Below are 19,780 nucleotides of genomic sequence, written 5' to 3' on the forward strand. Positions count from 1 at the left end.
TCACCCCTCCAGCTGGTAGCCGGTGCCGCGGACGGTGCGGATCCGCTCCGGGCCGATCTTGCGCCGCAGGTAGGAGATGTAGACCTGCACCAGGTTCGCCGACACCGGCTCCGACCAGGCGCGGTGTGCGAGCTCGTCGTGGGTGACGACCTCGCCGGACCGTTCGGCCAGCGCGAGCAGCAACGCGTACTCGGTGGGCGAGAGGGCGATCCGGCGCCCGTCCGCGAACACCTGCCCGGAGTCCACGTCCACCGACACGCCGCCCTGGCCGAGCACGGTGGGCGCGGGCAGCCCGACGGCGGCGCGCAGGCGCAACCGGATCCGGGCGGCCAGCTCGTCGGGCACGAACGGGCGGACCAGGAAGTCGTCGCGGTGACCGCGCAGCAGCCCGAGCACCCCGGCCCGCCGTTCCCGCGGGACGACGGCGATCACCGGGGTCGGCGGCGACTCGGCCTGCACCGCGCCCAGCAGCACCGTCGGGTCGGGACCGGGCAGCTCGAGATCGAGCACGACGAGATCGGCGGCCCCGGCCCGCACCGCGTCGAGCAGCTCGATGCCGTCGGCGACGACGGCGAGATCGAGCCCCTCCGCGGCGAGGTCCTGGCGCAGGCCGCGGCCGAGCGAGGCCGAGCCGGCCGAGGGTGGCAGTGCGAGCAGGACGGTCAGCGGGCGCACCGGGGAACGCGGCGCGGGTATCGGGGGTCGGGAGGCCGTACGGGGCACGGCATCGGGGGCAGCGCCGGAGGGCGCCCGGGGGACGACACGGGGAGCGTGGTCGTTCACGGCACGGACGGTCGGGATCGGGACGGTGGGGAGCACATCGGTGTCACCCTCCCGCGACCGGTAGCCGGTCACAATCGGCTAACGGTGCGACGTCGAGGGCCCTCCCCCGTCGAACGAGTGAACCTGAGGCCGGAACTAGGCCGTTCAGCGCAGAGATCCTACCGATTTGGTCGATACATGCAGATCGTCGCTGATTCACTACCTGTCGGCGCGGGGAGGCAACTACCCTTCTCAGCGAACCTGTTCACACTCGGTCACGCTACATAGAGTGCTCGATCATGCGACGGAAGAACTCCGCTGCGGCTGATCAGGTCGACCCCCGCGACCTGATCGAGCGGGTCGCCGCAGAGCACAGCTCCCCCTCTGTGCCCTCCCCCCGGGGCAGGCATGCCGACCCCACGGCAGCCTCGGCCGTCCGCGCGACGACCCTGCTCGACGACCGCCCGGTGTCGGCCTCCGGGCGGCACCGCCGCGCCCGGGAAGCCTCGGACACGGCGACCGCGATCGCCATCGCCGAACTGCACGAGCCGGCGGACCGGGCCGCGCACGGCGGGGAGTCCGCCGTGGTCGAGATCGACCGAGCCGTGTCCGCACGCCGCTCCCGGATCCGCCGGTTCGCGCCGCTCGGGGTGGGTGCCGCCGCGATCCTGGCCGCGACCATGGTCCTCACCCTGCTCCAGCCGGGTACCGAGGAGCCGCCGCTGCAGAACGCACTGATCGACGAGTCGTCGCGCCGGTCGGCCTCGGGCAGCGCACTCGCCACCAACCCGGCCGTCGGGTCCGGTGGCGGGACCGCCCTGGGTGACGCGGCGCTGGGCGCCACCGACCGGATCGGTGAGGCGCTCGCCGCCCGGGAGGCCGCCGAGCAGCGCGCCCGGGAACGCAGCCGGGCCGACAGCGACCGGCAGCAGGCCCCCGCGAGCGGGAACGGGCCGGCGGCCGGGGCCGGCGGTGGGAACGGGCCGGCGGCCGGAGCCGGCGGCGGGAGCGCCCCCCAGGTCGCCGGGGACGGGGTGCAGGCGGCCCTGGCCCGGGGCTGGCAGGCGATCGGCGGCGACGAGTTCACCGGTTCGAGCCTGGGCAGCGGCTGGTCCGCCTACGACAGCGTCGGCCACGACGGCAACGGCCGCCGCACCCCGGACGCCGTGTCCGTCGAGAACGGCAACCTGGTCATCCGCGGCGACTCGCAGGGCAACACCGGCGGCATCGCCTGGGGCACCCCGCGCCAGTACGGAAAGTGGGAGGTGCGTGCCCAGTTCCCGGCGGGCGACCGCCAGTACCACCCGGTGATCCTGCTGTGGCCCAGCGAGATCGAGTGGCCGCGCGGTGGTGAGATCGACTTCGCCGAGACGACCAGCGCCAGCGACGACGTGTCGTTCTTCCTGCACTACGGGGCGGACAACTCGCAGGTCGACGCCCGGCGCACACTCGACATCACGCAGTGGAACAACTACGCCGTCGAGTGGACCCCGAACGCGGTGATCGGCTACATCAACGGCGAGGAGTGGTTCCGCTCCGAGGACCCGCAGACCTTGCCGCCGGGCCCGATGCACGCCGCGATCCAGCTGGACTACTTCCCCGGTGGGGGTGGCCCCCCCGCACCGAGCGAGATGCGGGTCGCCTGGATGCGCATGTACTCCTGACCTCCCGCCCGGACTCCCTCGCCACCCGGCGCTCCCCACCGGGTGGCGAGGGAGTCCGGCGTTCAGCCGGTGGCGAGGCCGAGCCGGTCGAGCAGCGGCTCGATCCGTGGGTCCCGGCCGCGGAACGCCCGGTACGCCGCCATCGCGTCCACCGAGCCACCGCGGGAGAGCACCTCGCGGCGGAACCGGTCGCCGTTCTCCCGGCGCAGCCCGCCGTGCTCGCCGAACCAGGCCACCGTGTCGGCGTCGAGCACCTCGGCCCAGATGTAGGAGTAGTAGGCCGCCGCGTAACCGCTGCCGCCGAAGACGTGGTTGAAGTACGTCGTGCGGTAGCGCGGCGGGATCAGCGGATGCGCGACCCCGGCCGCCTCCAGCGCCTGCTGCTCGAACGCACCGGGATCGACCACCGCGTCGGCCTCCTCGGGCGTGAGCCGGTGCCAGGCCTGGTCGAGCAGCGCCGCGGCCAGGTACTCGGTGGTCGCGAACCCCTCGCCGTAACCGCGCGCGGCGAGCGCCGCCGAGAGCAGCTCCGGCGGAAGGGGTTCACCGGTCGCGTGGTGCCGGGCGAACGACGCCAGGATCTGCCGGTCCGCCAGCCACATCTCGTTGACCTGGCTGGGGAACTCGACGAAGTCACGCGGCACCGACGTCCCGGAGAAGGTCGGGTACTCGACGTCGGAGAACAGCGCGTGCAGGGCGTGCCCGAACTCGTGGAACAGCGTCCGGACCTCGTCCAGTGACAGCAGCGCGGGCTCCCCGGCGGCCGGCTTGACCAGGTTCAGCGTGTTCAGCACGACCGGCCGCGTCCCGAGCAGCGCCGACTGGGCGACCAGCGAGTTCATCCAGGCACCGCCGCGTTTCGACGGCCGCGCCCACAGGTCCGCCCCGAACAGCCCGAGCACCCCGGAATCGTCGCTGACCTCCCACCAGCGGACGTCCGGATGGTAGGCGGGCAGGTCGGTGCGCTCGGCGAACCGGACGCCGTAGAGCTCCGCGGCGGCCCGGAACACGCCGTCGGTGATCACCCGGTCGACCTGCAGGTACGGCCGCAGTGCGGCGTCGTCCACGTCGAACCGCTCGCGGCGGTACCGCTCGGCGTAGCGGGCCCGGTCCCACGGCTCGATCGGCGCGGCATCCGGACCGGCCGACTCCGCGATCTCGGCCAGCTCCCGCTCGGCGTTCGCGACGGCGCCGCGGACCAGCGACTCCAGCATCTCCCGGACCGCCTGCGCGGTCCCGGCGGTCGCGTCGTCGATCACGTAGGACGCGTGGTCGGGGTAGCCCAGCAACCGCGCCCGCTCGGCACGCACCCGGACGATCCGCAGCACCGTCTCCCGGGTGTCGTGCTCGCCGTGCTGCCCGCGGGTGACCGACGCGCGGTGCAGCTCCTCGCGCAGCGTCCGGTCGGTCAGCGACGCCAGCGCGGGCTGCCCCGTCGGCAGCACCAGGGTGAGCAGCCAGCCGTCGTCGTACCCCCGGTCGGTGGCCGCGGCCGCGGCGGCGGCGACCGCGTCGTCGGAGAGCCCGTCGAGGCGGGAGCGGTCGGTGACGTGCACGGCGGCCGCGTTCGCCCCGGCCAGCAGCATCGCACCGAACGCCGTGGTCAGCCCGGACAGCTCCTCGTTCAGCTCGCGCAACCGGGCCTGCTCGGTCGCCCCGAGCTGCGCACCGGCGCGGACCATGTCCCGGTGGTGACGTTCCAGCAGCCGCCGCGACTCCGCGTCGAGCCCGAGGGTGTCCCGGCGGGCGTGCAGCGCGTCGATCCGGGCGAACAGCTCGGGATCGAGCCGGATCGCGTCGGCATGGGCGGCGAGCAACGGCGCGACCCGGGCCTCGATCTCGGCGATCGCGGGCGAGGTGTGCGCCGAGACCCGGGTGAAGAACAGCGCCGACACCCGGTCCAGCACCGCGCCGGAACGTTCCAGCGCGGCCACCGTGTTCTCGAACGTCGGCTCGTCATCGGCGACGATCGCGGCCACCTCGGCCCGCTGCTGCGCCATCCCGGCCTCGAACGCGGGCAGGTAGTGGTCGTCGCGGATCCGGGTGGTGTCGGGAAGTGCGAACGGCAGCGCGCTCGGGGTGAGGAACGGGTTCTCCGCGGTCGTCATGCCGGCGACACTACGAGTGGGAGATCCCGGCGCATCGCCGGCCGCGGCGGCGGTTCGTCGTCGGCGACGACGTCCAGCCCGAGCTCCCGGAACGGTTCCCCGGCCGCCCGCTCGATCTCCCGCAACGCCGGGGCGTCGGCCGGGGTGGCGCGGCGGATCACGACGCCGTCACCAGGTCGGCGGCCCGCTCGCCGATCATCACCGCGGTCGCGGCCGGGCCGCGCCGCGGGACCGACGGCAGGATCGAGGTGTCCGCGACCCGCACCCCGGACAGACCGTGCACCCGCAGGTCCGGGCCGACGACGGCGTCCGGTCCGGTACCCATCGCAGCGCTGCCGGACAGGTGCACCGAGGTCGTCAGCCGGCCCTGGATCCACTCGTCGAGCCGGGTGTCGTTGCCCAGCTCCCAACCGGCCGGGCCGCCGTCACCGGGGCCGGCCCGGTCCCAGCCCGCGACCCGCAGGATGTCCGCGCCGACCCGCACCGCGGCCCGCATCCGGTGCCGGTCCGAGGTGCTGCGCAGGTAGCGGAAGTCCAGCCGGGGCGGGTCCGCCGGGTCCGGTGAGGTGACGGCGAGCATCCCGCGGCTGTCCGGGCGCTGCACGGCGCACATCAGGTGCGCCGGCCCGCCCGGCGCGAACGGGTGCGCGAACAGCAGGATCTCCAGGTCACCGGCCGGGTCGGTGCCCGAGTCCAGGTTCAGCGCGGCCTGCCCGGCCACCGCGTCCGGATGCGGATCGGGCAATCCGCTGCGCATCGGCAGGAACACCGACGGATGGTCCGACCAGCCGCGCCCGACACCGGGCAGCTCGTGCCGCAGTGCGATCCCGGCCGAGCGCAGGGTGTCCTCCGGCCCGATCCCGGACCGTTGCAGCAGCGCCGGGGTCCCGACCGCGCCGGCCGCGACGACGACCTCGTCGGCGAGCAGCTCGTCGTCCCCGATCCGGACGCCGTGCACCCGGCCGCCGGCGTGCAGCAGGGCGTCGACGGCCCGGCCACCGAGAACGGTCAGCGCGTCGCACCACTCGGCGTCGCCCCACGGCGGAGGCAGATAGGCGGTCGCGGAGCTGACCCGCCGCCCGTCGACGGCGTTGGTCGGGACCGGGCCCGCACCGGGCGGGTCGCCGCCGTTCTTGTCCGGCTCCGCCGGATAGCCGAGAACCGCACAGGCCTGCAGGAACGGCTCGGTGACCGGCGCGAGGAGCGGCCCGGCCGGCCGGGAGATGCGCAGCGGACCGGAGTCGCCGTGCACCTCGGAGGTACAGAAGTCCAGGTCACGCTCCAGGCGCCGGAAGTAGGGCAGGACGTCCTCATAGGACCAGCCCGGGACGGCCCAGTCGGCGAAGTCGGCGGGCACCGCGCGCACGAAGTAGCCACCGTTGATCGCCCCGGAGCCGCCGAGCACCCGGCCGCGCGGCACCGTGGCTTCCCGGCCGTGGGCCAGCGTCGCGCGGTAGGCCCAGTTCAGCACGTGCCCGGGCGCGGTCGCGGCGAGCGAGGCGATCGGCGTCGACTCCGGCGGGACGACGACGGCACCGGCCTCCACCAGCGCCGTCCGCACACCGCGCGCGGCGATCCGCCCGGCCAGCGCGCAGCCCGCGGACCCGGCGCCGACCACCACCACGTCGAAGCTCTCCGTCGTCGTCCCCGCCATCGGTGACAGGATGCCCTACGTGACCGACGCTGCCCGTGACCTCGCCTCGTTCCTGACCGCGAGCCCGTCGCCGTACCACGCGGTGGCCGAGGCCGTCCGCAGGCTGACCGCCGCCGGATTCGTCGAGCAGCCCGAGGACGGCCCGTGGATCGACGGTGCCGGCGGCCGGTACCTGGTGCGTGACGGCACGATCCTGGCCTGGTGGCAGCCCGCCGGTGCGCCCCGGCCGCTGCGGGTGTTCGCCGCGCACACCGACTCGCCCGGGTTCAAGGTCAAGCCGAACCCGGACGTCGGGACCGCGGGCTGGCGGCAGGTCGGCGTCGAGGTCTACGGCGGTGCGCTGTGGAACTCGTGGCTGGACCGCGACCTCGGGCTCGCCGGACGGCTCGCGCTCTACGACGGCCGGGTCGTCCCGGTGCTGGTGGACCGGCCGCTGCTGCGCATCCCGCAGCTGGCGATCCATCTCGACCGGGGCGTGAACCAGGGCCTCACCCTCGACCCGCAGCGCCACCTGCTGCCGATCTGGGGGATCGGCGACCCGGCGGGCGGTGATCTCGTCGGGTTCCTGGCCGCGCACGCCGGCGTGGATCCCGCCGACGTCGCCGCGCACGACCTGTTCACCGTCGACCTCACCCCGCCGGCGACCCTCGGCCGCGACGAGGAGCTGCTGGCCGCGCCCCGGTTGGACAACCTGGCGTCGGTGCACGCCGGGATCTCGGCGCTGCTCACCGCCGCCCGGCGGGATCCGGCGACGGTGCCGGTGTTCGTCGGGTTCGACCACGAGGAGATCGGTTCGGACTCCGCGACCGGCGCCGCCGGCCCGCTGCTGGAGACGGTGCTGACCCGGCTGGCCGGCGGCTTCGACGACCGCCGCACCGTGTTCGCGCGCTCGCGCTGCCTGTCCGTGGACGTCACGCACGCGGCGCACCCGAACCACCTGGACAAGCACGACACCGATCACCTGTCGCTGCCCAACCACGGCCCGTCGCTGAAGGTCAACGCGGTGCAGCGCTACGCCACCGACGCGCCCGGCGCGGCCGCCTGGAAGCGGGCCTGCCGGGTCGCCGAGGTGCCCAACCAGGTGTTCGTCTCGAAGAACACCGTGCCCTGCGGCTCCACCGTCGGGCCGATCATGGCGACCCGGCTGGGGATCCGGACCGTCGACGTCGGGATCCCGGTGCTGTCCATGCACTCGGCCCGCGAGCTGTGCGGGGTGCACGATCCGGACCTCCTGCAGCGGGCCGGTGCGGAGTTCCTGACCGACCCGGACTGACCGCGCCCCCGCACCGCTGCGCGCCGGGCCCCGCGGCACCCCACACCGCGCCGCGCTCGCCCGCGCCGCGCCTTCCGTGTGGTGCCGCGCCCCCGCGCGCCGCACCTCCCCCGCCGCGCGCCCGCGCACCGCACCTTTCCGGGCCGCGCCGCACCCCCGCACCACCGAGATGCAGCTCAGCGGGCCGCAAAGATCAACAATTCCCCCTGAGCTGCATCTCGGCGGGCGGGCGCCGGGGATCAGGCCGCGATGCGCGAGCCGGGCACGTAGGCGTCGGCGTCGACGATCAGCGAGCCCAGCGGGAACAGCGACACCGGGATCAGCTTCAGGTTCGCCCAGGCCAGCGGCAGGCCGATGATCGTGACGGCGAGTGCGAGCGCGGTGGCGATGTGCCCCAGGATCAACCACCAGCCGAACAGCAGGATCCACAGCACGTTGCCGATGGTCGACGCGACCCCCGCCGACGGGCGGCGCACCACGTCCCGGCCGAACGGCCACAGCGCGTAGAAGCCGATCCGGAACGCCGCGATGCCGAACGGGATCGTCACGATCAGGACGCAGGCCACGATCCCGGCCGCCAGGTAGCCCAGGAACAGCCAGAAGCCCGAGAGCACCAGCCAGATGACGTTCAGGATCAGCCGCAGCATGTGTCCAGGATGCCCGGTCCGAGAGGTCCGAACTCAGGGTTCCCCCTGATGTTCACTCGGGTTCGGCCGGGCGGGCGCGCGGATTGGGCCGGTAGGACGCCGATGTGCACCCCGCAACGCTCCTCTTGACTATCGCGCGAAATCTATCGAAACTCGATATATGCAACCTCTGGTCGTGAGCGCCCTGCGCGCCGCGCTCGCCGTCATCGCGCTCGGCTCGTTGTTCGCGCAGACAGTGATCGTCGTCGTGTTCGGGGACGCGATGCTGCGCGGCACGACCGGCCCGCTGGATCTGCTGCACGCGGCAGCGGCGCTCGTCGTGCTCGGCTGCCTGCAGGTCGCGCTGGTCGCGATCTGGGCCCTGCTCTCGATGGTGCGCCGGGAGGCCATCTTCGACGAGCGCGCCTTCCGCTGGGTGCCGGTGATCGCCGGCGCCGGGCTGGTCGCCGCGCTCGTCGTCGGCGCGGTGTGCGCGCAGGTCGGCGAGCTCGACGACGCGCCGGGGCTCATCCTGCTCGGCGCCGGAATCTGGATCGCCGGGATCGCCTTCGCCCTGCTCATGACCGTGATGCTCGGCCTGCTGCGCAAGGCGACCGCGCTGCGGCGCGAGCTGGAGCAGGTCGTCTGATGGCGATCGTGGTCGATCTCGACGTGCTGCTCGCGCAACGGAAGATGCCGGTCGGCGAGTTCGCCGAGGCCGTCGGGTTGAGCCCGGCCAACGTCGCCGTCCTGAAGAACGGCCGCGCCAAGGCGGTCCGGTTCACCACGCTCGACGCGATCTGCCGGGTGCTCGACTGCCAGCCCGGCGACATCCTCCGGTGGGTCCCCGACGACGAGCCCGTAGCGGACCCGGTCAGCGCGCGGTCGACGCCGTGACCCGGCCCCGTGCGGCGCCCCGGCCTCAACCGGGCGGGAGCTCCTCCACCACGCTCGCCCCCGCGCCCGGCCGCGACTCCCAGCACCAGTCCTCGTGCGACCGCAACCGCCCGTCGGCCAGCACCTCCAGGCGCGCCTCGCAGCGCCCTGAGCTGGACTCACCGTCGACGCCGACGTGCACGTAGCGGAACCGCAGGACGTCGCCGTCGCGGGTACCGACCAGCCGCCCGAGCCGCACGGCGCCGCCCGCGTAGTCGGCCCAGACCAGGCCGTCGGTCTCGTGGTAGGTGAAGACGGTCCCCCGGCCGACCTCACCGTCGGCGGAATTGCTGACCCCCGCGAACCGGCGGCCGTCCACACTGGGTGCGCTGCTCACCACCGCAGCCTGGCACGGAAGGATGGCCGAGGTGGAGTTTCCCCCGACCCGCCGGTGCCCGCTGGTCCGGACCGCCACCGACAGCGGCGAGGGACCGTGGAACGAGCTGCTCGGGATCATCGCCACGGTGACGCTCGATGTCGTCGTCGAGGACCTGTTCGGCGACTGGCCGGTCGACCGGGTGGTGGCCTCCGCGCTGGACGACGGGATCGGCGAGATCCACCCCCTGTTGTTCGTGGTGGACGAGCGGACCCTGACCGACCACGAGTTCCCGCTGGTGGTGGCCGACCTGCGTGATGAGCCCGGGCGCACCGCCCGGATCGCTGCGGCGCACCTGCGGAGCGTCCGGGACTCCGCGTCGGACATCGGGTTCGCGGCCTACGCCGACCACGCACAGCTGCAGCCCGACCGCGTCTTCCGCGGGTTCGGCTGAACGGGGACGGTCACACACCGGTACGCCCGTCCAGCCGCTCCCGGATTAGATCGGCGTGCCCGCAGTGCCGCGCGTACTCCGCGATCATGTGGACGACGATCCAGCGCGCCGAGACCGGCCGACCGCCGAGCGATCCGGCTCCGTCGGGTCCGGCCGTCGCGCGGGCAGCGCGGGCGGACGCGACCTCGCGCTCCCAGACCGCCAGCGCTTCGCCGATCCCGCTGTCGTCGAGTTCGAACCCGCCGTCGTGACCCGTACCCGGTTCGGGATCGAACAGCGGTGGCACGCCCTCACCTGCGAGAACGACACGGAACCAGTGGCGTTCGACGGCAGCCAGGTGGCGGACCAGACCCAGCAGGGTCATGGACGACGGTGGCAGCGGCGCCACGCGGAGCCGGTCGTCGCCCAGCCCGCTGCATCTCGCGATCAGGGTCGCGCGATAGAAGTCGAGCCACCCGTCCAGCGTGGCGATCTCGGTGCCCTCCGTCGGGGGTACGGCGCGGTCGGTGGTCGTCATACCGGGATCGTGGCAGGAGGGTCCGACATGCCGGCCGTTGCACGACGTCGGACCCGTGGCTTCGATGTGAACTGCGTCACTTGATCCGCGCATCCGATCATGGAAACGTGCTCGAGTGGCACGGTGCATTCCGACGACGTCATCGCAGTTCTCGCGACCTTTCCGCACACCCGGTTGATCGAGGCGAACGGCGACACCTTCGCCGTTCACGATCCGGACCACGACCTCGAGCGACGCCCGCGCCAGGGCTGGGCCACCGTCGTCCGTTCCGACGTCAACGACACCGCCTCCGACCTGGGCCGACCCGGCGTGTACCGGTTGAACATCGGGCTCCCGACGCGGCGGTTCCGGGAACTGTTCCCGGAACCGGAGGACCACGATCCGACCGCACTCGACGTGCTGTTCCCGCACCCCGTGTACGCGTCGTACCACTGGGTGTCGGTGCTGAATCCGGAAGCCACCTGGCCGCTCGCGCTCGCGCTTCTCCTGGACGCCCACGCGTTCGCCGAGCGCAAGTACCGCAACGCGAGTTCCCGTTCGTCCACGGCGGCCCGACCGCAGCCTCCTACCGTCGGTCCGGACCCGACAGCGGACCGCGATGGGTGACGACGACCGGGCCGGGCGGGCTCCCGTGGTGCTCGGCCCACGCGGCGCTCAGCGGACCGTGACGTTCCCGAACCACGCCCCGCCGACGACGACCACGTGCGGCACCCCCTTCCCTGCCGACCCGCCCAGCCGGTCCCGAACCGTCCCGAACCGCGTCCGCGCGGCCGTGAGATCGACGGTCGCGCCCCGCGGGAGCCTGATGTCCAGGTTCCCGACGGTCAGGTCCGACTCGATCACCACGTCACCGGTGACGAACCGGGCCCGCCGCATGTCCAGCCGGGCGTTCCCGAAGCGGGACCGTACGACGACGCGGGGCGGCACCAACCATTCCCCCGACCGGCGCAGGTCGCCGGCGGTGTTCGTCAGGTCGAGCACCTCGCGGGTGGGGACGGCGTCGGCCGCCCCCGGAAGATCGGCGAGGACCCGGCTCAGGTCGGCGCGGGTCACCGAGGTGGTGACCGAGGTCAAGCGCTCGGCGAGCTCGGCTCCGTCGATCCTGCCCTCGGCATGGTGGCCGTCCAGCAGCGTGGCGACGTAGGCGCGTTCGGCGTGGGAGACACGCAGGTCCCGCGGTGCGTTCACGATTCCGACGGTAAGCCGCCCGGCCGCCCGGGACACCCGGGTTCCCCCGGACCCGACGTTCGGGGTCCAGCTCCACCCGCGACGTGGCGACCGTGGCCGCCGGTCTCGTCCTCCCGCGCCGTCTCCCCCGGCCGGCCCGGGCCCCTCGGCGAGGTGCCCGGCTCGACCCGGTCAGCCGGTCGCCGGGGCAGCGCCGCGGGCGGCCTGCTCGACGGAGGCGTTGACGACCTGGACCTTGTCGCCCTCGGCGAGATCGTTGAAGAACGCCTCCGCCTCGGGCAGGTCGAGCTTCACACAGCCCGCGGAGGCCCGTTCCCGGTCGCCACCGTGGAAGGCGACCCCGCCGTCGGCGAAGAAGACCGACCACGGCATCGGGGCCGGGTTGCCGTCGGGGCCGTTGAACTCTCCGCTGACGTGATCCTTGTTCTTGCGGTACACGCGGAACGAGTGCCCCACCGGTGTCTCCTGGCCGGCACCGCCCGATGCGATCGGCACCGGCCCGCGGGTCACCTCGCCGTCGCGGACCAGCCAGGCCTGCTGTGACTCGAGATCGACACATGCCCGGGTGGAGACCGAGCACGGGGTGCCGGGGGCCAGGGCCTCGGCGTGCGCCTGCTGGGCGACGTCACTCTGTTCGACCTCGGCCAGCGCGGTGCCGGCCAGGCCGACGCCCGCCGCCATCACCACGGCGGTGACGACGATCCGTCGGCGGCGGGTATGTCGGACTGTCCGGTTCCGCATCCGTACTCCTGTTCGCGAACTCACGTGGGTACCCCGCTACTGGGTGTAACGATGCGTGGGGCTCTCCGTAACGTGGGACGCGTGAATCCGGCGGAGGTTGTCACACTCCCGGGGGCGGGTGCGCCGACGTGTCACTCCGAGACCCGGATCGCGTGGTCCGCGGGCCGGCCGGTGGCCGAGGGACGCCTGCGTCGAGAGGACGGCTAGTCTCCGCCCTGTCGGAGGGAGTGCACGTGCGGCGAGTCGCCCGATGGTCGAGTGCGATCGCACTCGCCGTGCTCGCGGTCCTCGCGACAGGGCTGGTCACCGCCGGAGCGCCGACGGCCCCGGTCGCCTCACTCGCCGCCGGGGAGCAGCGCCACGAGTGCCACGGCGCTCCCCTGCTGGACACCGATCACGCCGCCGCGTCACCGGCGCGCGGCGCCACCGCAGATGCTTCGTTCGTCGTGCCGGGACCGACCGCGACCTGTGTCCGGCCCGTCCCGGTGAGCCCCCCGGGCCCGGGGGAAACCGATCCCGCGCCGCTGCGGGATTCCGGATCTACCCTCGCTGACCTGCAGGTCTTCCGGATCTAGAGGTTGCTGCGCGCCCCTATGCCCGCAGCCTCCACAGATCCGGGGACACCCGTATGTCGTCTTGTCCGTCCGTAGCTCTCGCACGGCCTGCTCCGCCGCCGGCGGTGGGTGGAGCGTTGTTCGCGCTCACCGCCGGTGCCCTGGTGGCCGGCGGCCAGACCGTCTACGACCAACTCGCGCTTCCCGATCTCGATGCCGGGGCCCGACCCGTAGCGGTGCTGGCGTTCCAGCCGATCACGAGCACGAGCGGGACGGTCGACGAGACCGTCCGGCCCCTGCCCGGTGCGGCCACGCCGGACGACGTGGCCGCACTGGCCAAGGGCGCCCGTGCCGCGCAGGAGGCACAGCGACGATCCACCCTGGTCTCGACCGCCCGCGCCGGAGGAGCCCCGGCGGCCGCGGTGCAGGGCGGTGAGGTGACGGTGCAGCCGGTCTCGGGCCGGATCACCTCCCTGGCCGGACCCCGGTGGGGCACCACGCACTACGGCCTCGACATCGCCAACCGGATCGGGACGCCGATCTTCGCGGTCGCCGACGGCGTCGTGGAGAGGTCCGGGCCGGCCGGTGGATTCGGGCTGTGGGTCGTGCTCCGGCACTCCGACGGATCCCGCTCGGTCTACGGGCACATCAACGAGGCGTTCGTAGCCGTGGGAGATCGGGTGTCGGCCGGGGACCGGATCGCCGAGGTCGGCAACCGTGGCCAGTCCACCGGCCCCCACCTGCACCTGGAGATCCGGCAGGGATCGGTCTCGGGGGACCGGGTCGACCCCGTCGGCTGGCTGCGCGGACGCGGGCTGGAACTGACCGGATGACAGGACGAGCAGCCCGTTCCCCGGCGGCCCCCGGGTCCCGATGTTCACGACGACCACAGCAACCGGCAGAGCCACTTGCCTGAAAGGCGTCACATGTCCCGTACAACACGCACGAGCCGCATGCCGGGTTCGCCCCGCGGAATGTCCAACCTGCGCTTCTCGCTCGTCATCGTCGCCGTCTTCGTCGCAGGCGTCGGTGTGCTGTTCGGCATCAACCGTTACGCCGCCGAGGACGTCTCCGACCCGGCCGCCGCGGCGTCGACGGCGGCCCGCGAGAACAGCCTGCGCCTGAACGACGCACCCGGCGCCACCGTCGACTTCGTCGAGTTCCTCGATTTCGAGTGCGAGGCCTGCGGTGCTGCCTACCCGGCTGTCGAACAGCTTCGCGCCGAGTACGGAGACCGGGTCGACTTCGTCATCCGCTACTTCCCGGTCCCGAGCCACGTCAACGCCGAACGCGCGGCCCGGGCGGTCGAGGCCGCCGCGCAGCAAGGTGCCCTGGAGCCGATGTACAAGCGGATGTTCGAGACCCAGAGCGAGTGGGGCGAGCAGCAGACCCCGATGGACGACCGGTTCCGCGGCTACGCCCGTGACCTCGGCCTGGACATGGCTCGTTTCGACGCCGTCTACAACGACCCGGCCACCATGGAACGGATCGACGCGGACCGCCGCGACGGCTACACCCTCGGGGTGCAGGGAACCCCGACGTTCTTCGTCGACGGCGAACGGCTCGATCCGCGCTCCGTCGACGATCTACGCCGCGCCCTCGACGACGCGCTCGCCGATGGCTGACCCGGCGGCCCGTGCGTCCCCTCAGGAGGGTGTGCGACCGAGCGGCTGGACCGTACGGAGCAGGTAACCGTCGGGATCCTGCACGAGGAACTCCAGCTGGCCTTCCCGGGCACCGTCCCCGACGTCGTACCACGACTCGTGCAGATCCCGGAACGGCCGGATACCGGCCTCTGCGCAGCGGGTGGCGATCGCGGCGACGTCGGCGACCTCGATCTGGAGGTTCACGCCGCGCCCCCGTGGCCGCACCGGGTCCGCGGTCACCCACGCGCCGTCGTGATCCTGCTCCAGCATGACCTGTGCCTCGCCCAGTCCGAGGTAGACGAACGGCGGGTCGGGCCGTTCGAACAGGACCTCGGCGCCCAGCACGTCCACCCAGAACGAGACGCTGGCCCGTAGATCCGTCACCACGAGCTCGGGGACCAGCGGGCTCCAGTGCACTGCGCCAGCGTAACGGTCCCGCACGCTCACGCTGGGTTCGTGGCTCGGCACCGACGCGGTCGGGGCCCGGGCGGTCGACGGCGCTCAGCCGGAGCGGTCGTGAGCACTGATCACGCCTCTGACCTGTGGCGGAAGCGGCGGGATTCGAACCCGCGGTCCTTTCGGACGCTCGCTTTCAAGGCCACTGGGACGCCAGGTCGCGGCCAGGATCTGCCTGCTCAGGCGCCCACCGGTGCCCGGTGGGGTGTCGTCGTTCTTCTGTGGGTTGCAGTCACGGTTGTAGTCAGTACGGTCGCTCGACGATCGACCAGTACGGGCTCGACTCCGGTCCGAGTACCGTGAGCTCATGATCTCGATCCCAAAGGCCGATGCCGCGTAGGCGGCCTAAACGTGTCCGGGGGCTGCTCACCCGGCCGCATCCCACGCCGATTCATGGTGTTCCGCTGTCGACGAGCCGTGCGCTCGACCGACTCGACCGGCGCTTGCTCACCTCCAGCCGTATGGCCACGTATCTGGCGACATGGCGCCGGGTTGCACATCTTCCGCACGCACAGCTTCAGGGCCACAACAACGACTGGGTCCAGTTCGTCGGCCCCATCGCTCGCAACACCCTAGAAGAGGGCATGCGCGCACTGTCAGCCCGTCAGGGCGCACCCCTGCGGAAGGCAGTTCGTCCCCTCGACGAGCTGTTCGCCCGGAAGACTCTGCCCAACCCGATGGCCGATCCATCGTTGCCCTGGTGGTGTCGTCGCTGTTGAGCCCCCGATCGTCATAGCGATGCGATGCGGTACCGCTGAAGATCCACGGAAGTCCGGCCGGTGGGTCGCGACCCAATCGACCATCGCGGTGTACTCGCCGCGCACGCTGGCCGCGCAGTGGCACGTGATCCGCACGGCGGCCGGCCTCGGGCGGATGCGGTTCCACGACCTGCGGCACACCGCGGTGTCGCTGCTGCTCGCGCTCGGCGTCCCGCCGCACGTGGTCCGGGAGATCGTCGGGCACAGCGACGTCAAGGTCACGATGACCGTCTACGCCCACGGCAATGTCGACGAGAAGGCCGCCGCTCTGTCCCAGCTCAGTACCGCTGTCACCGGCGGGTTGTTGTCGCCGGTTGTTGTCAACGAGGATCAGGCGGACCGGTCGTGATCGTCGATCATGCCTCTGACCTGTGGCGGAAGCGGCGGGATTCGAACCCGCGGTCCTTTCGGACGCTCGCTTTCAAGGACGGCACACCACAGTCCAGTCTCGGTTGCCCTCGATCGGCGCCCTGGTGGAACCGCGCCCATGCCGGCCCGGGCGCGACGATGAGCGCACTCAACTGCAACCAAGAACGCAACCAGTCGCCGCGGCCAGGGCAGTCGGACACGAGGCACGGTCCACTCGGGCTCCCGCGCGACGTCAGCCTGGTCGGGAACGCCCCCGGCAGGGGCATACCCCTTGCAGCGCAAGAGATATCACAGAGAGCAGTCCTCCGTCGGACCGCGTGTGACCTTTCAGGTGAACCTGCGGCGCCACCGTTACCTGAGTCGCAGTTTTCGGAATGTTCTCGATATGTCCAGAAGACGAACTATTACAGGTATCGTGACGGCCGCAGCAATCTTTGCCACCAGTTCAGCGACCGCGTTCGCAAGCGAGCAGCCAGACCAGGAGAGCGAGCAGGTATTCACCTTTATGTCGGCCGCCGAGTATTCAGAGATATTCGGCGCTGAACGCATGTCAGAGCCAGTTCAGCCCGTTCCAGAAGGGGCGCGCGTCGAGCCGGCATCCTTTGAATCCCGGCCCGCCCAGCCGGGTCCCGCATGGAACCAGACTATCCGCTGGACGTTCATTGACCGAGAGGGAACTGACGGCGTAACCCGGGAAGGGAACTCCGAGATTGGCTACGCGCACTATGCCGCAAGGCACAACTTGTTCTCAGATAGACCGATTGCTGCCGCAATTCAGGATACAGTTCCAGTGCAGCCCCCGGAGGGCTTCCGTAGAGAATATCAGTCCGTTCTCACCAACCAGGTCGGCACCCGGATAGCCGTCATCAGGGTAATCCACTGGGACAACTTCGTGTCCAACGACGGTCGTTACGTTGCCACTGACGGTCGACCTATTGGTACAATTTCGGCGTACTGCGAGAACGCCCCGCAGAACCGGTGCCCCAACGAAGTCAACCAGTGATCAAGGGAGTAGTCTGATGGATAGTCGAGATAGATCGACAACACCCCCTCCCGCCGTACTCGATCACGCCTATAACGCCGTCGCGCGAAGCTTGGTTCCACTCACAAGGGCGCTGGTCAATGCTACGGCGAGTATTTGCGGAGTTGCGCGCGACTCGCCTGAAAGCTTCATCGTTTGGGTATCGCGCCCGGAATCGCTGTCGGAGCGCTACGGAATACGCTTCCTTCTAACGCCGGAGGAAGGGCGGATTACCACAACTCAATATGTCGTGGCTACGATCAGAGCCGCCGAGCGAGTCGACTTGCATCATGCCGCGCAGCAGAGTGAGTCCTACCCCAGAGGACTGCTGGGCACACCGGTCTACGAGGCCGCCACCTTGCCTGGAGATTCTGCGGACAACTCAGCGGGGAGTCCGACTGACGGCCTCTTCTACTCAGCCTGGTCGACGTTTAAGCTCGGCGAGACTGAGGGAGACGGCGAACTCAGGGCAGTCGGATTTATTCAACTTGAGCCGGAATGGATCAGGTTCTATGTCGACCACAGAGAGCGCACTAAAGTCCTTGCAGTCGACGTGCCGACCTACGCCTCCGGAGATCTGTACGGCGAACTTGCAGCAATCCTGCGCACGAGCAACAGCGCTGCAATTGAAGGTCTTCGAGGCGCACCAGACCCCTTGTGCCCTGAGCGATTCGATCTGAGGCCTTGGTTCGGCCGATGACGCCACTCCGATCAGCTGAGCAATATTGCTCGCGCTTCAAATGCCCGCTTCAGAATACATGCGCCGGGCGAAGCCACTGGCTCACTACTCAGTAGACGATTCACATTATCATCGGAGAATCGGAGCCCATCCGTCACATTCACGACATCGGATGAACTGACGAGCGACCCCTCTGAGTTAACCGATACGGCGTCACCGAATAACTCATCGAACGCGTCGTCGTCGAAAACGACGACGGTTAGGATAGTCGCCGTCAGCGTAAGGGTGTCGAGCCCAATCCCGAGGCAGTACGGGATGATCCGACCATCCCGCCGTGCCCGCTCCAGGTCCTTGAAGAGCGGCCAGTCCTCGTAGACGAGCGGTTCGCCAGAGCTACCGTCCCGCTCCGGGTCGCCAAGGATCTCTTCGCTGTACTCGCGGACCATGCTGCGCCACAGACTGAAGTCGTTCTCTCGATCGTGGGTAGCGACGGTAGACGGTTGGAACTCCCCCGCCGGGATCAGCCCGTAGATGCCCGCTGACGTCGCAACCTTCGCCGGATCACGCCAGTGCAGCAAGAAGGTTGCCTCGCCAGTCTCACGGTTGCGGCGCAGTGTGAGCGTTTCGATGGCCGGGATGATGTAGCGCCGTTCCATATCGAACGGGTCCCCGATGAGGCCCCGCAACGGCAGCTCACTCCAGTCGAGCTTCTTCCCGGCTCGCTCGGCGGCAAGAGCCATCTCGTGCGCGATCGCTTCGGCCAGATCGAGCTTGTCGAAGTAGGCCGCAAGCCCGAACGTCATGCGCGGGTCGTCGCGTAGGTCGACGTCGAGCAGGCGGTAGCTGGTGCGGTTCTCGAACAGCTTGGGCGGGTCGAGGTAGCGCACGGCAGAGGTGTAGCGCGGGAACGACTTCCCCGGTGCCCTCAGCGGCAGCGTGGCCGCTGCTTCCGGTTCGCTCCCGGTGATGCTGACCGGGGTCGGGTTGTCGCTCCACTCCAGGCGGATGTCGTCGAGCGGGATCGGCCGCTCCGGCGTCCACTGCGGCAGCGCCAGGAACGTCAGGTCCCCGACCCGGACGTCGGGTTGGTAGAGGTCGGCTGCCCGCTGGGCCAGCTCCCGGCGGGACCGGTTGAGCGCACGGCGCGTCCGGCGCCACTTCTCCTGGCTCACCGCCACCGGGTCGACGTCGCCGACCAACCGCGAGTCCGACGGCTCGGCCACCGGCCGTAGCAGCTCGTCCGACAGTCCGAGACGGGCCGGCGAGATGTTGAGCTGCTGGGCGATGCGCAGCAGCATCTCGATGTCGGTCACCCGGCGCTTCCCGGTCTCGATCTTGGAGACGTAGGACTGATCCAGGTGCAGCAGTTGGGCCAGATCGGCCTGATTGATCTTGTTGGCGCGGCGGTACTCGCGCAGGACCTCTCCGAGCAGGTCGGTGTTCAGTTCCAGCTCCGATGACGCGGGAGACGACAGCCACGGCTCGTCTGGCACGAGAATTCTCCGCCTTCCTCTCGGTCGCCGGCCCCGCGGTCGCGGGCTCCGACCAGTGCGTATGCCTGGTAGTCCTAGCAGGTCACGGGGTAGGTCAGAGGGTCCTTGGACTCATTCGCCCGCAGACTCGATTCTCGGTTCATGGCACCGAGACGAGCACTACGAACCCGAGTCCGAACCGGACGCCGGCGCCCGGTCGAGCATCTCGCCGATGGCTCGTTCGACGTCGTTGAGCGTGGCCTTCGCCCGGCGGACCTGGTCGCGCAGCGCGGCGAGTTCGAGCCGGTCCGCCGCGGTGGTCCGGGTCGCGCCGGTCGGCTCGTCGGCGACGAACGCGCCGCTGCTGGGGCGCACGACGGCCCGGCCGGAGGCGACGAGGAGCCGGACCGCCGCCTGGGCGGTGTTCACGGCGATGTCGTGGTCGGTCGCGATCTGCCGGTAGGAGGGCAGCCGCTCCCCCGGCCCGTAGGTGCCGGCGTCGATGTCACGGGCGAGCAGCTCGGCGACGCGGTGGCTCGCGTGGCGCGGCTCGGCGTCGTCGGGCTCGGTGTCGGGCGCAGCCATG

23 protein-coding genes are annotated in these 19,780 nt (G+C 71.1%); 11 read left to right on the plus strand and 12 right to left on the minus strand.

The genetic code is table 11. The features are described from left to right. Positions 1-675: a response regulator transcription factor gene (locus AB0J24_RS19150; protein WP_358683103.1), complete on the minus strand. Its 675-nt coding sequence runs from the start codon at positions 673-675 to the stop codon at positions 1-3. 386 nt (positions 676-1,061) lie between these two features. Between AB0J24_RS19150 and AB0J24_RS19155 the strand changes: the two genes are divergently transcribed. After that, positions 1,062-2,426, plus strand: coding sequence for a family 16 glycosylhydrolase (locus tag AB0J24_RS19155; RefSeq protein ID WP_358683105.1), 1,365 nt, complete (start codon positions 1,062-1,064; stop codon positions 2,424-2,426). A gap of 62 nt (positions 2,427-2,488) precedes the next feature. Here AB0J24_RS19155 and AB0J24_RS19160 read toward each other — a convergent pair whose 3' ends face one another. From AB0J24_RS19160 to mftG, 3 genes are read right to left on the minus strand one after another with little or no spacing between them, the layout of a single operon-like run. Next, the gene (locus AB0J24_RS19160) at positions 2,489-4,534 is read right to left on the minus strand and encodes a M3 family metallopeptidase (protein WP_358683107.1); all 2,046 of its coding nucleotides are present in this window, start codon (positions 4,532-4,534) and stop codon (positions 2,489-2,491) included. Further along, positions 4,531-4,695: a hypothetical protein gene (locus tag AB0J24_RS19165; protein WP_358683109.1), complete on the minus strand. Its 165-nt coding sequence runs from the start codon at positions 4,693-4,695 to the stop codon at positions 4,531-4,533. The genes AB0J24_RS19160 and AB0J24_RS19165 overlap by 4 nt, the downstream gene beginning before the upstream one ends. Beyond that, positions 4,692-6,188 carry a mycofactocin system GMC family oxidoreductase MftG gene (gene mftG / locus AB0J24_RS19170; RefSeq protein WP_358683111.1) on the minus strand — a complete coding sequence of 499 codons (1,497 nt, stop codon included), beginning with the start codon at positions 6,186-6,188 and terminating at the stop codon, positions 4,692-4,694. The genes AB0J24_RS19165 and mftG overlap by 4 nt, the downstream gene beginning before the upstream one ends. 19 nt (positions 6,189-6,207) lie before the next feature. On the opposite strand from mftG, the gene AB0J24_RS19175 reads away from it, so the two are divergent. Beyond that, the gene (locus AB0J24_RS19175) at positions 6,208-7,461 is read left to right on the plus strand and encodes a M18 family aminopeptidase (RefSeq protein ID WP_358683113.1); all 1,254 of its coding nucleotides are present in this window, start codon (positions 6,208-6,210) and stop codon (positions 7,459-7,461) included. A gap of 239 nt (positions 7,462-7,700) precedes the next feature. Here the strand turns inward: AB0J24_RS19175 and AB0J24_RS19180 are convergent, their stop codons facing one another. Further along, positions 7,701-8,105: a YccF domain-containing protein gene (locus AB0J24_RS19180; protein WP_358683245.1), complete on the minus strand. Its 405-nt coding sequence runs from the start codon at positions 8,103-8,105 to the stop codon at positions 7,701-7,703. A gap of 178 nt (positions 8,106-8,283) precedes the next feature. On the opposite strand from AB0J24_RS19180, the gene AB0J24_RS19185 reads away from it, so the two are divergent. Further along, positions 8,284-8,736, plus strand: a complete 453-nt coding sequence (locus AB0J24_RS19185; RefSeq protein ID WP_358683115.1) for a DUF2975 domain-containing protein — start codon at positions 8,284-8,286, stop codon at positions 8,734-8,736. Beyond that, a complete protein-coding gene (locus tag AB0J24_RS19190; protein WP_358683117.1) occupies positions 8,736-8,984 on the plus strand; it encodes a helix-turn-helix transcriptional regulator in 249 nt (82 codons plus the stop codon). Before AB0J24_RS19185 ends, AB0J24_RS19190 begins: the two co-directional genes overlap by 1 nt. A gap of 25 nt (positions 8,985-9,009) precedes the next feature. On the opposite strand, the gene AB0J24_RS19195 is transcribed toward AB0J24_RS19190, so the two are convergent. After that, the gene (locus tag AB0J24_RS19195) at positions 9,010-9,360 is read right to left on the minus strand and encodes a hypothetical protein (RefSeq protein ID WP_358683119.1); all 351 of its coding nucleotides are present in this window, start codon (positions 9,358-9,360) and stop codon (positions 9,010-9,012) included. Between the two features lie 31 nt (positions 9,361-9,391). Between AB0J24_RS19195 and AB0J24_RS19200 the strand changes: the two genes are divergently transcribed. Next, positions 9,392-9,793, plus strand: a complete 402-nt coding sequence (locus tag AB0J24_RS19200) for a hypothetical protein (RefSeq protein ID WP_358683121.1) — start codon at positions 9,392-9,394, stop codon at positions 9,791-9,793. A gap of 10 nt (positions 9,794-9,803) precedes the next feature. On the opposite strand, the gene AB0J24_RS19205 is transcribed toward AB0J24_RS19200, so the two are convergent. Further along, a complete protein-coding gene (locus AB0J24_RS19205) occupies positions 9,804-10,310 on the minus strand; it encodes a DinB family protein (protein WP_358683123.1) in 507 nt (168 codons plus the stop codon). Between the two features lie 123 nt (positions 10,311-10,433). Here AB0J24_RS19205 and AB0J24_RS19210 point away from each other — a divergent pair, with 123 nt between their 5' ends. After that, complete coding sequence (locus AB0J24_RS19210; RefSeq protein WP_358683125.1) at positions 10,434-10,916, plus strand: DUF6194 family protein; 483 nt, start codon at positions 10,434-10,436, stop codon at positions 10,914-10,916. A 48-nt stretch (positions 10,917-10,964) separates the two neighbouring features. On the opposite strand, the gene AB0J24_RS19215 is transcribed toward AB0J24_RS19210, so the two are convergent. Together AB0J24_RS19215 and AB0J24_RS19220 are read right to left on the minus strand one after the other, a co-directional pair. Next, positions 10,965-11,498: a DUF1707 domain-containing protein gene (locus AB0J24_RS19215; protein WP_358683127.1), complete on the minus strand. Its 534-nt coding sequence runs from the start codon at positions 11,496-11,498 to the stop codon at positions 10,965-10,967. Positions 11,499-11,669: 171 nt separating this feature from the next. Continuing rightward, positions 11,670-12,239 carry a L,D-transpeptidase gene (locus AB0J24_RS19220; protein ID WP_358683129.1) on the minus strand — a complete coding sequence of 190 codons (570 nt, stop codon included), beginning with the start codon at positions 12,237-12,239 and terminating at the stop codon, positions 11,670-11,672. A gap of 679 nt (positions 12,240-12,918) precedes the next feature. On the opposite strand from AB0J24_RS19220, the gene AB0J24_RS19225 reads away from it, so the two are divergent. Beyond that, positions 12,919-13,626: a M23 family metallopeptidase gene (locus AB0J24_RS19225; RefSeq protein WP_358683131.1), complete on the plus strand. Its 708-nt coding sequence runs from the start codon at positions 12,919-12,921 to the stop codon at positions 13,624-13,626. A gap of 141 nt (positions 13,627-13,767) precedes the next feature. Beyond that, positions 13,768-14,418 carry a thioredoxin domain-containing protein gene (locus AB0J24_RS19230; RefSeq protein ID WP_358683133.1) on the plus strand — a complete coding sequence of 217 codons (651 nt, stop codon included), beginning with the start codon at positions 13,768-13,770 and terminating at the stop codon, positions 14,416-14,418. A gap of 21 nt (positions 14,419-14,439) precedes the next feature. Here AB0J24_RS19230 and AB0J24_RS19235 read toward each other — a convergent pair whose 3' ends face one another. After that, positions 14,440-14,856 carry a VOC family protein gene (locus AB0J24_RS19235; protein ID WP_358683135.1) on the minus strand — a complete coding sequence of 139 codons (417 nt, stop codon included), beginning with the start codon at positions 14,854-14,856 and terminating at the stop codon, positions 14,440-14,442. A gap of 777 nt (positions 14,857-15,633) precedes the next feature. On the opposite strand from AB0J24_RS19235, the gene AB0J24_RS19240 reads away from it, so the two are divergent. From AB0J24_RS19240 to AB0J24_RS19250, 3 genes are all read left to right on the plus strand, one after another. Then, on the plus strand, positions 15,634-16,002 hold the full coding sequence (locus AB0J24_RS19240) for a tyrosine-type recombinase/integrase (RefSeq protein WP_358683137.1): 369 nt from the start codon (positions 15,634-15,636) through the stop codon (positions 16,000-16,002). Between the two features lie 339 nt (positions 16,003-16,341). After that, positions 16,342-17,025, plus strand: a complete 684-nt coding sequence (locus tag AB0J24_RS19245) for a hypothetical protein (RefSeq protein WP_358683139.1) — start codon at positions 16,342-16,344, stop codon at positions 17,023-17,025. Positions 17,026-17,293: 268 nt separating this feature from the next. Further along, the gene (locus AB0J24_RS19250) at positions 17,294-17,743 is read left to right on the plus strand and encodes a hypothetical protein (RefSeq protein ID WP_358683141.1); all 450 of its coding nucleotides are present in this window, start codon (positions 17,294-17,296) and stop codon (positions 17,741-17,743) included. Positions 17,744-17,754: 11 nt separating this feature from the next. On the opposite strand, the gene AB0J24_RS19255 is transcribed toward AB0J24_RS19250, so the two are convergent. Both AB0J24_RS19255 and AB0J24_RS19260 read right to left on the minus strand, forming a co-directional pair. Beyond that, entirely contained in the window at positions 17,755-19,215 is a 1,461-nt protein-coding gene (locus AB0J24_RS19255; RefSeq protein ID WP_358683143.1) for a helix-turn-helix transcriptional regulator, read from the minus strand. Between the two features lie 159 nt (positions 19,216-19,374). Further along, entirely contained in the window at positions 19,375-19,779 is a 405-nt protein-coding gene (locus AB0J24_RS19260; protein WP_358683145.1) for a GntR family transcriptional regulator, read from the minus strand. Position 19,780: the final 1 nt, after the last annotated feature.

This window comes from Pseudonocardia sp. NPDC049635, assembly GCF_040659795.1.
Classification (GTDB): domain Bacteria; phylum Actinomycetota; class Actinomycetes; order Mycobacteriales; family Pseudonocardiaceae; genus Pseudonocardia.

Excerpts from the sequence above, each read along its gene's own strand:
- AB0J24_RS19155 (WP_358683105.1), top strand. The coding sequence starts at position 1,062 with ATGCGACGGAAGAACTCCGCTGCGGCTGATCAGGTCGACCCCCGCGAC.
- AB0J24_RS19160 (WP_358683107.1), bottom strand. The coding sequence starts at position 4,534 with ATGACGACCGCGGAGAACCCGTTCCTCACCCCGAGCGCGCTGCCGTTC.
- mftG (WP_358683111.1), bottom strand. The coding sequence starts at position 6,188 with ATGGCGGGGACGACGACGGAGAGCTTCGACGTGGTGGTGGTCGGCGCC.
- AB0J24_RS19190 (WP_358683117.1), top strand. The coding sequence starts at position 8,736 with ATGGCGATCGTGGTCGATCTCGACGTGCTGCTCGCGCAACGGAAGATG.
- AB0J24_RS19205 (WP_358683123.1), bottom strand. The coding sequence starts at position 10,310 with ATGACGACCACCGACCGCGCCGTACCCCCGACGGAGGGCACCGAGATC.
- AB0J24_RS19220 (WP_358683129.1), bottom strand. The coding sequence starts at position 12,239 with ATGCGGAACCGGACAGTCCGACATACCCGCCGCCGACGGATCGTCGTC.
- AB0J24_RS19230 (WP_358683133.1), top strand. The coding sequence starts at position 13,768 with ATGTCCAACCTGCGCTTCTCGCTCGTCATCGTCGCCGTCTTCGTCGCA.
- AB0J24_RS19240 (WP_358683137.1), top strand. The coding sequence starts at position 15,634 with ATGCGATGCGGTACCGCTGAAGATCCACGGAAGTCCGGCCGGTGGGTC.
- AB0J24_RS19260 (WP_358683145.1), bottom strand. The coding sequence starts at position 19,779 with ATGGCTGCGCCCGACACCGAGCCCGACGACGCCGAGCCGCGCCACGCG.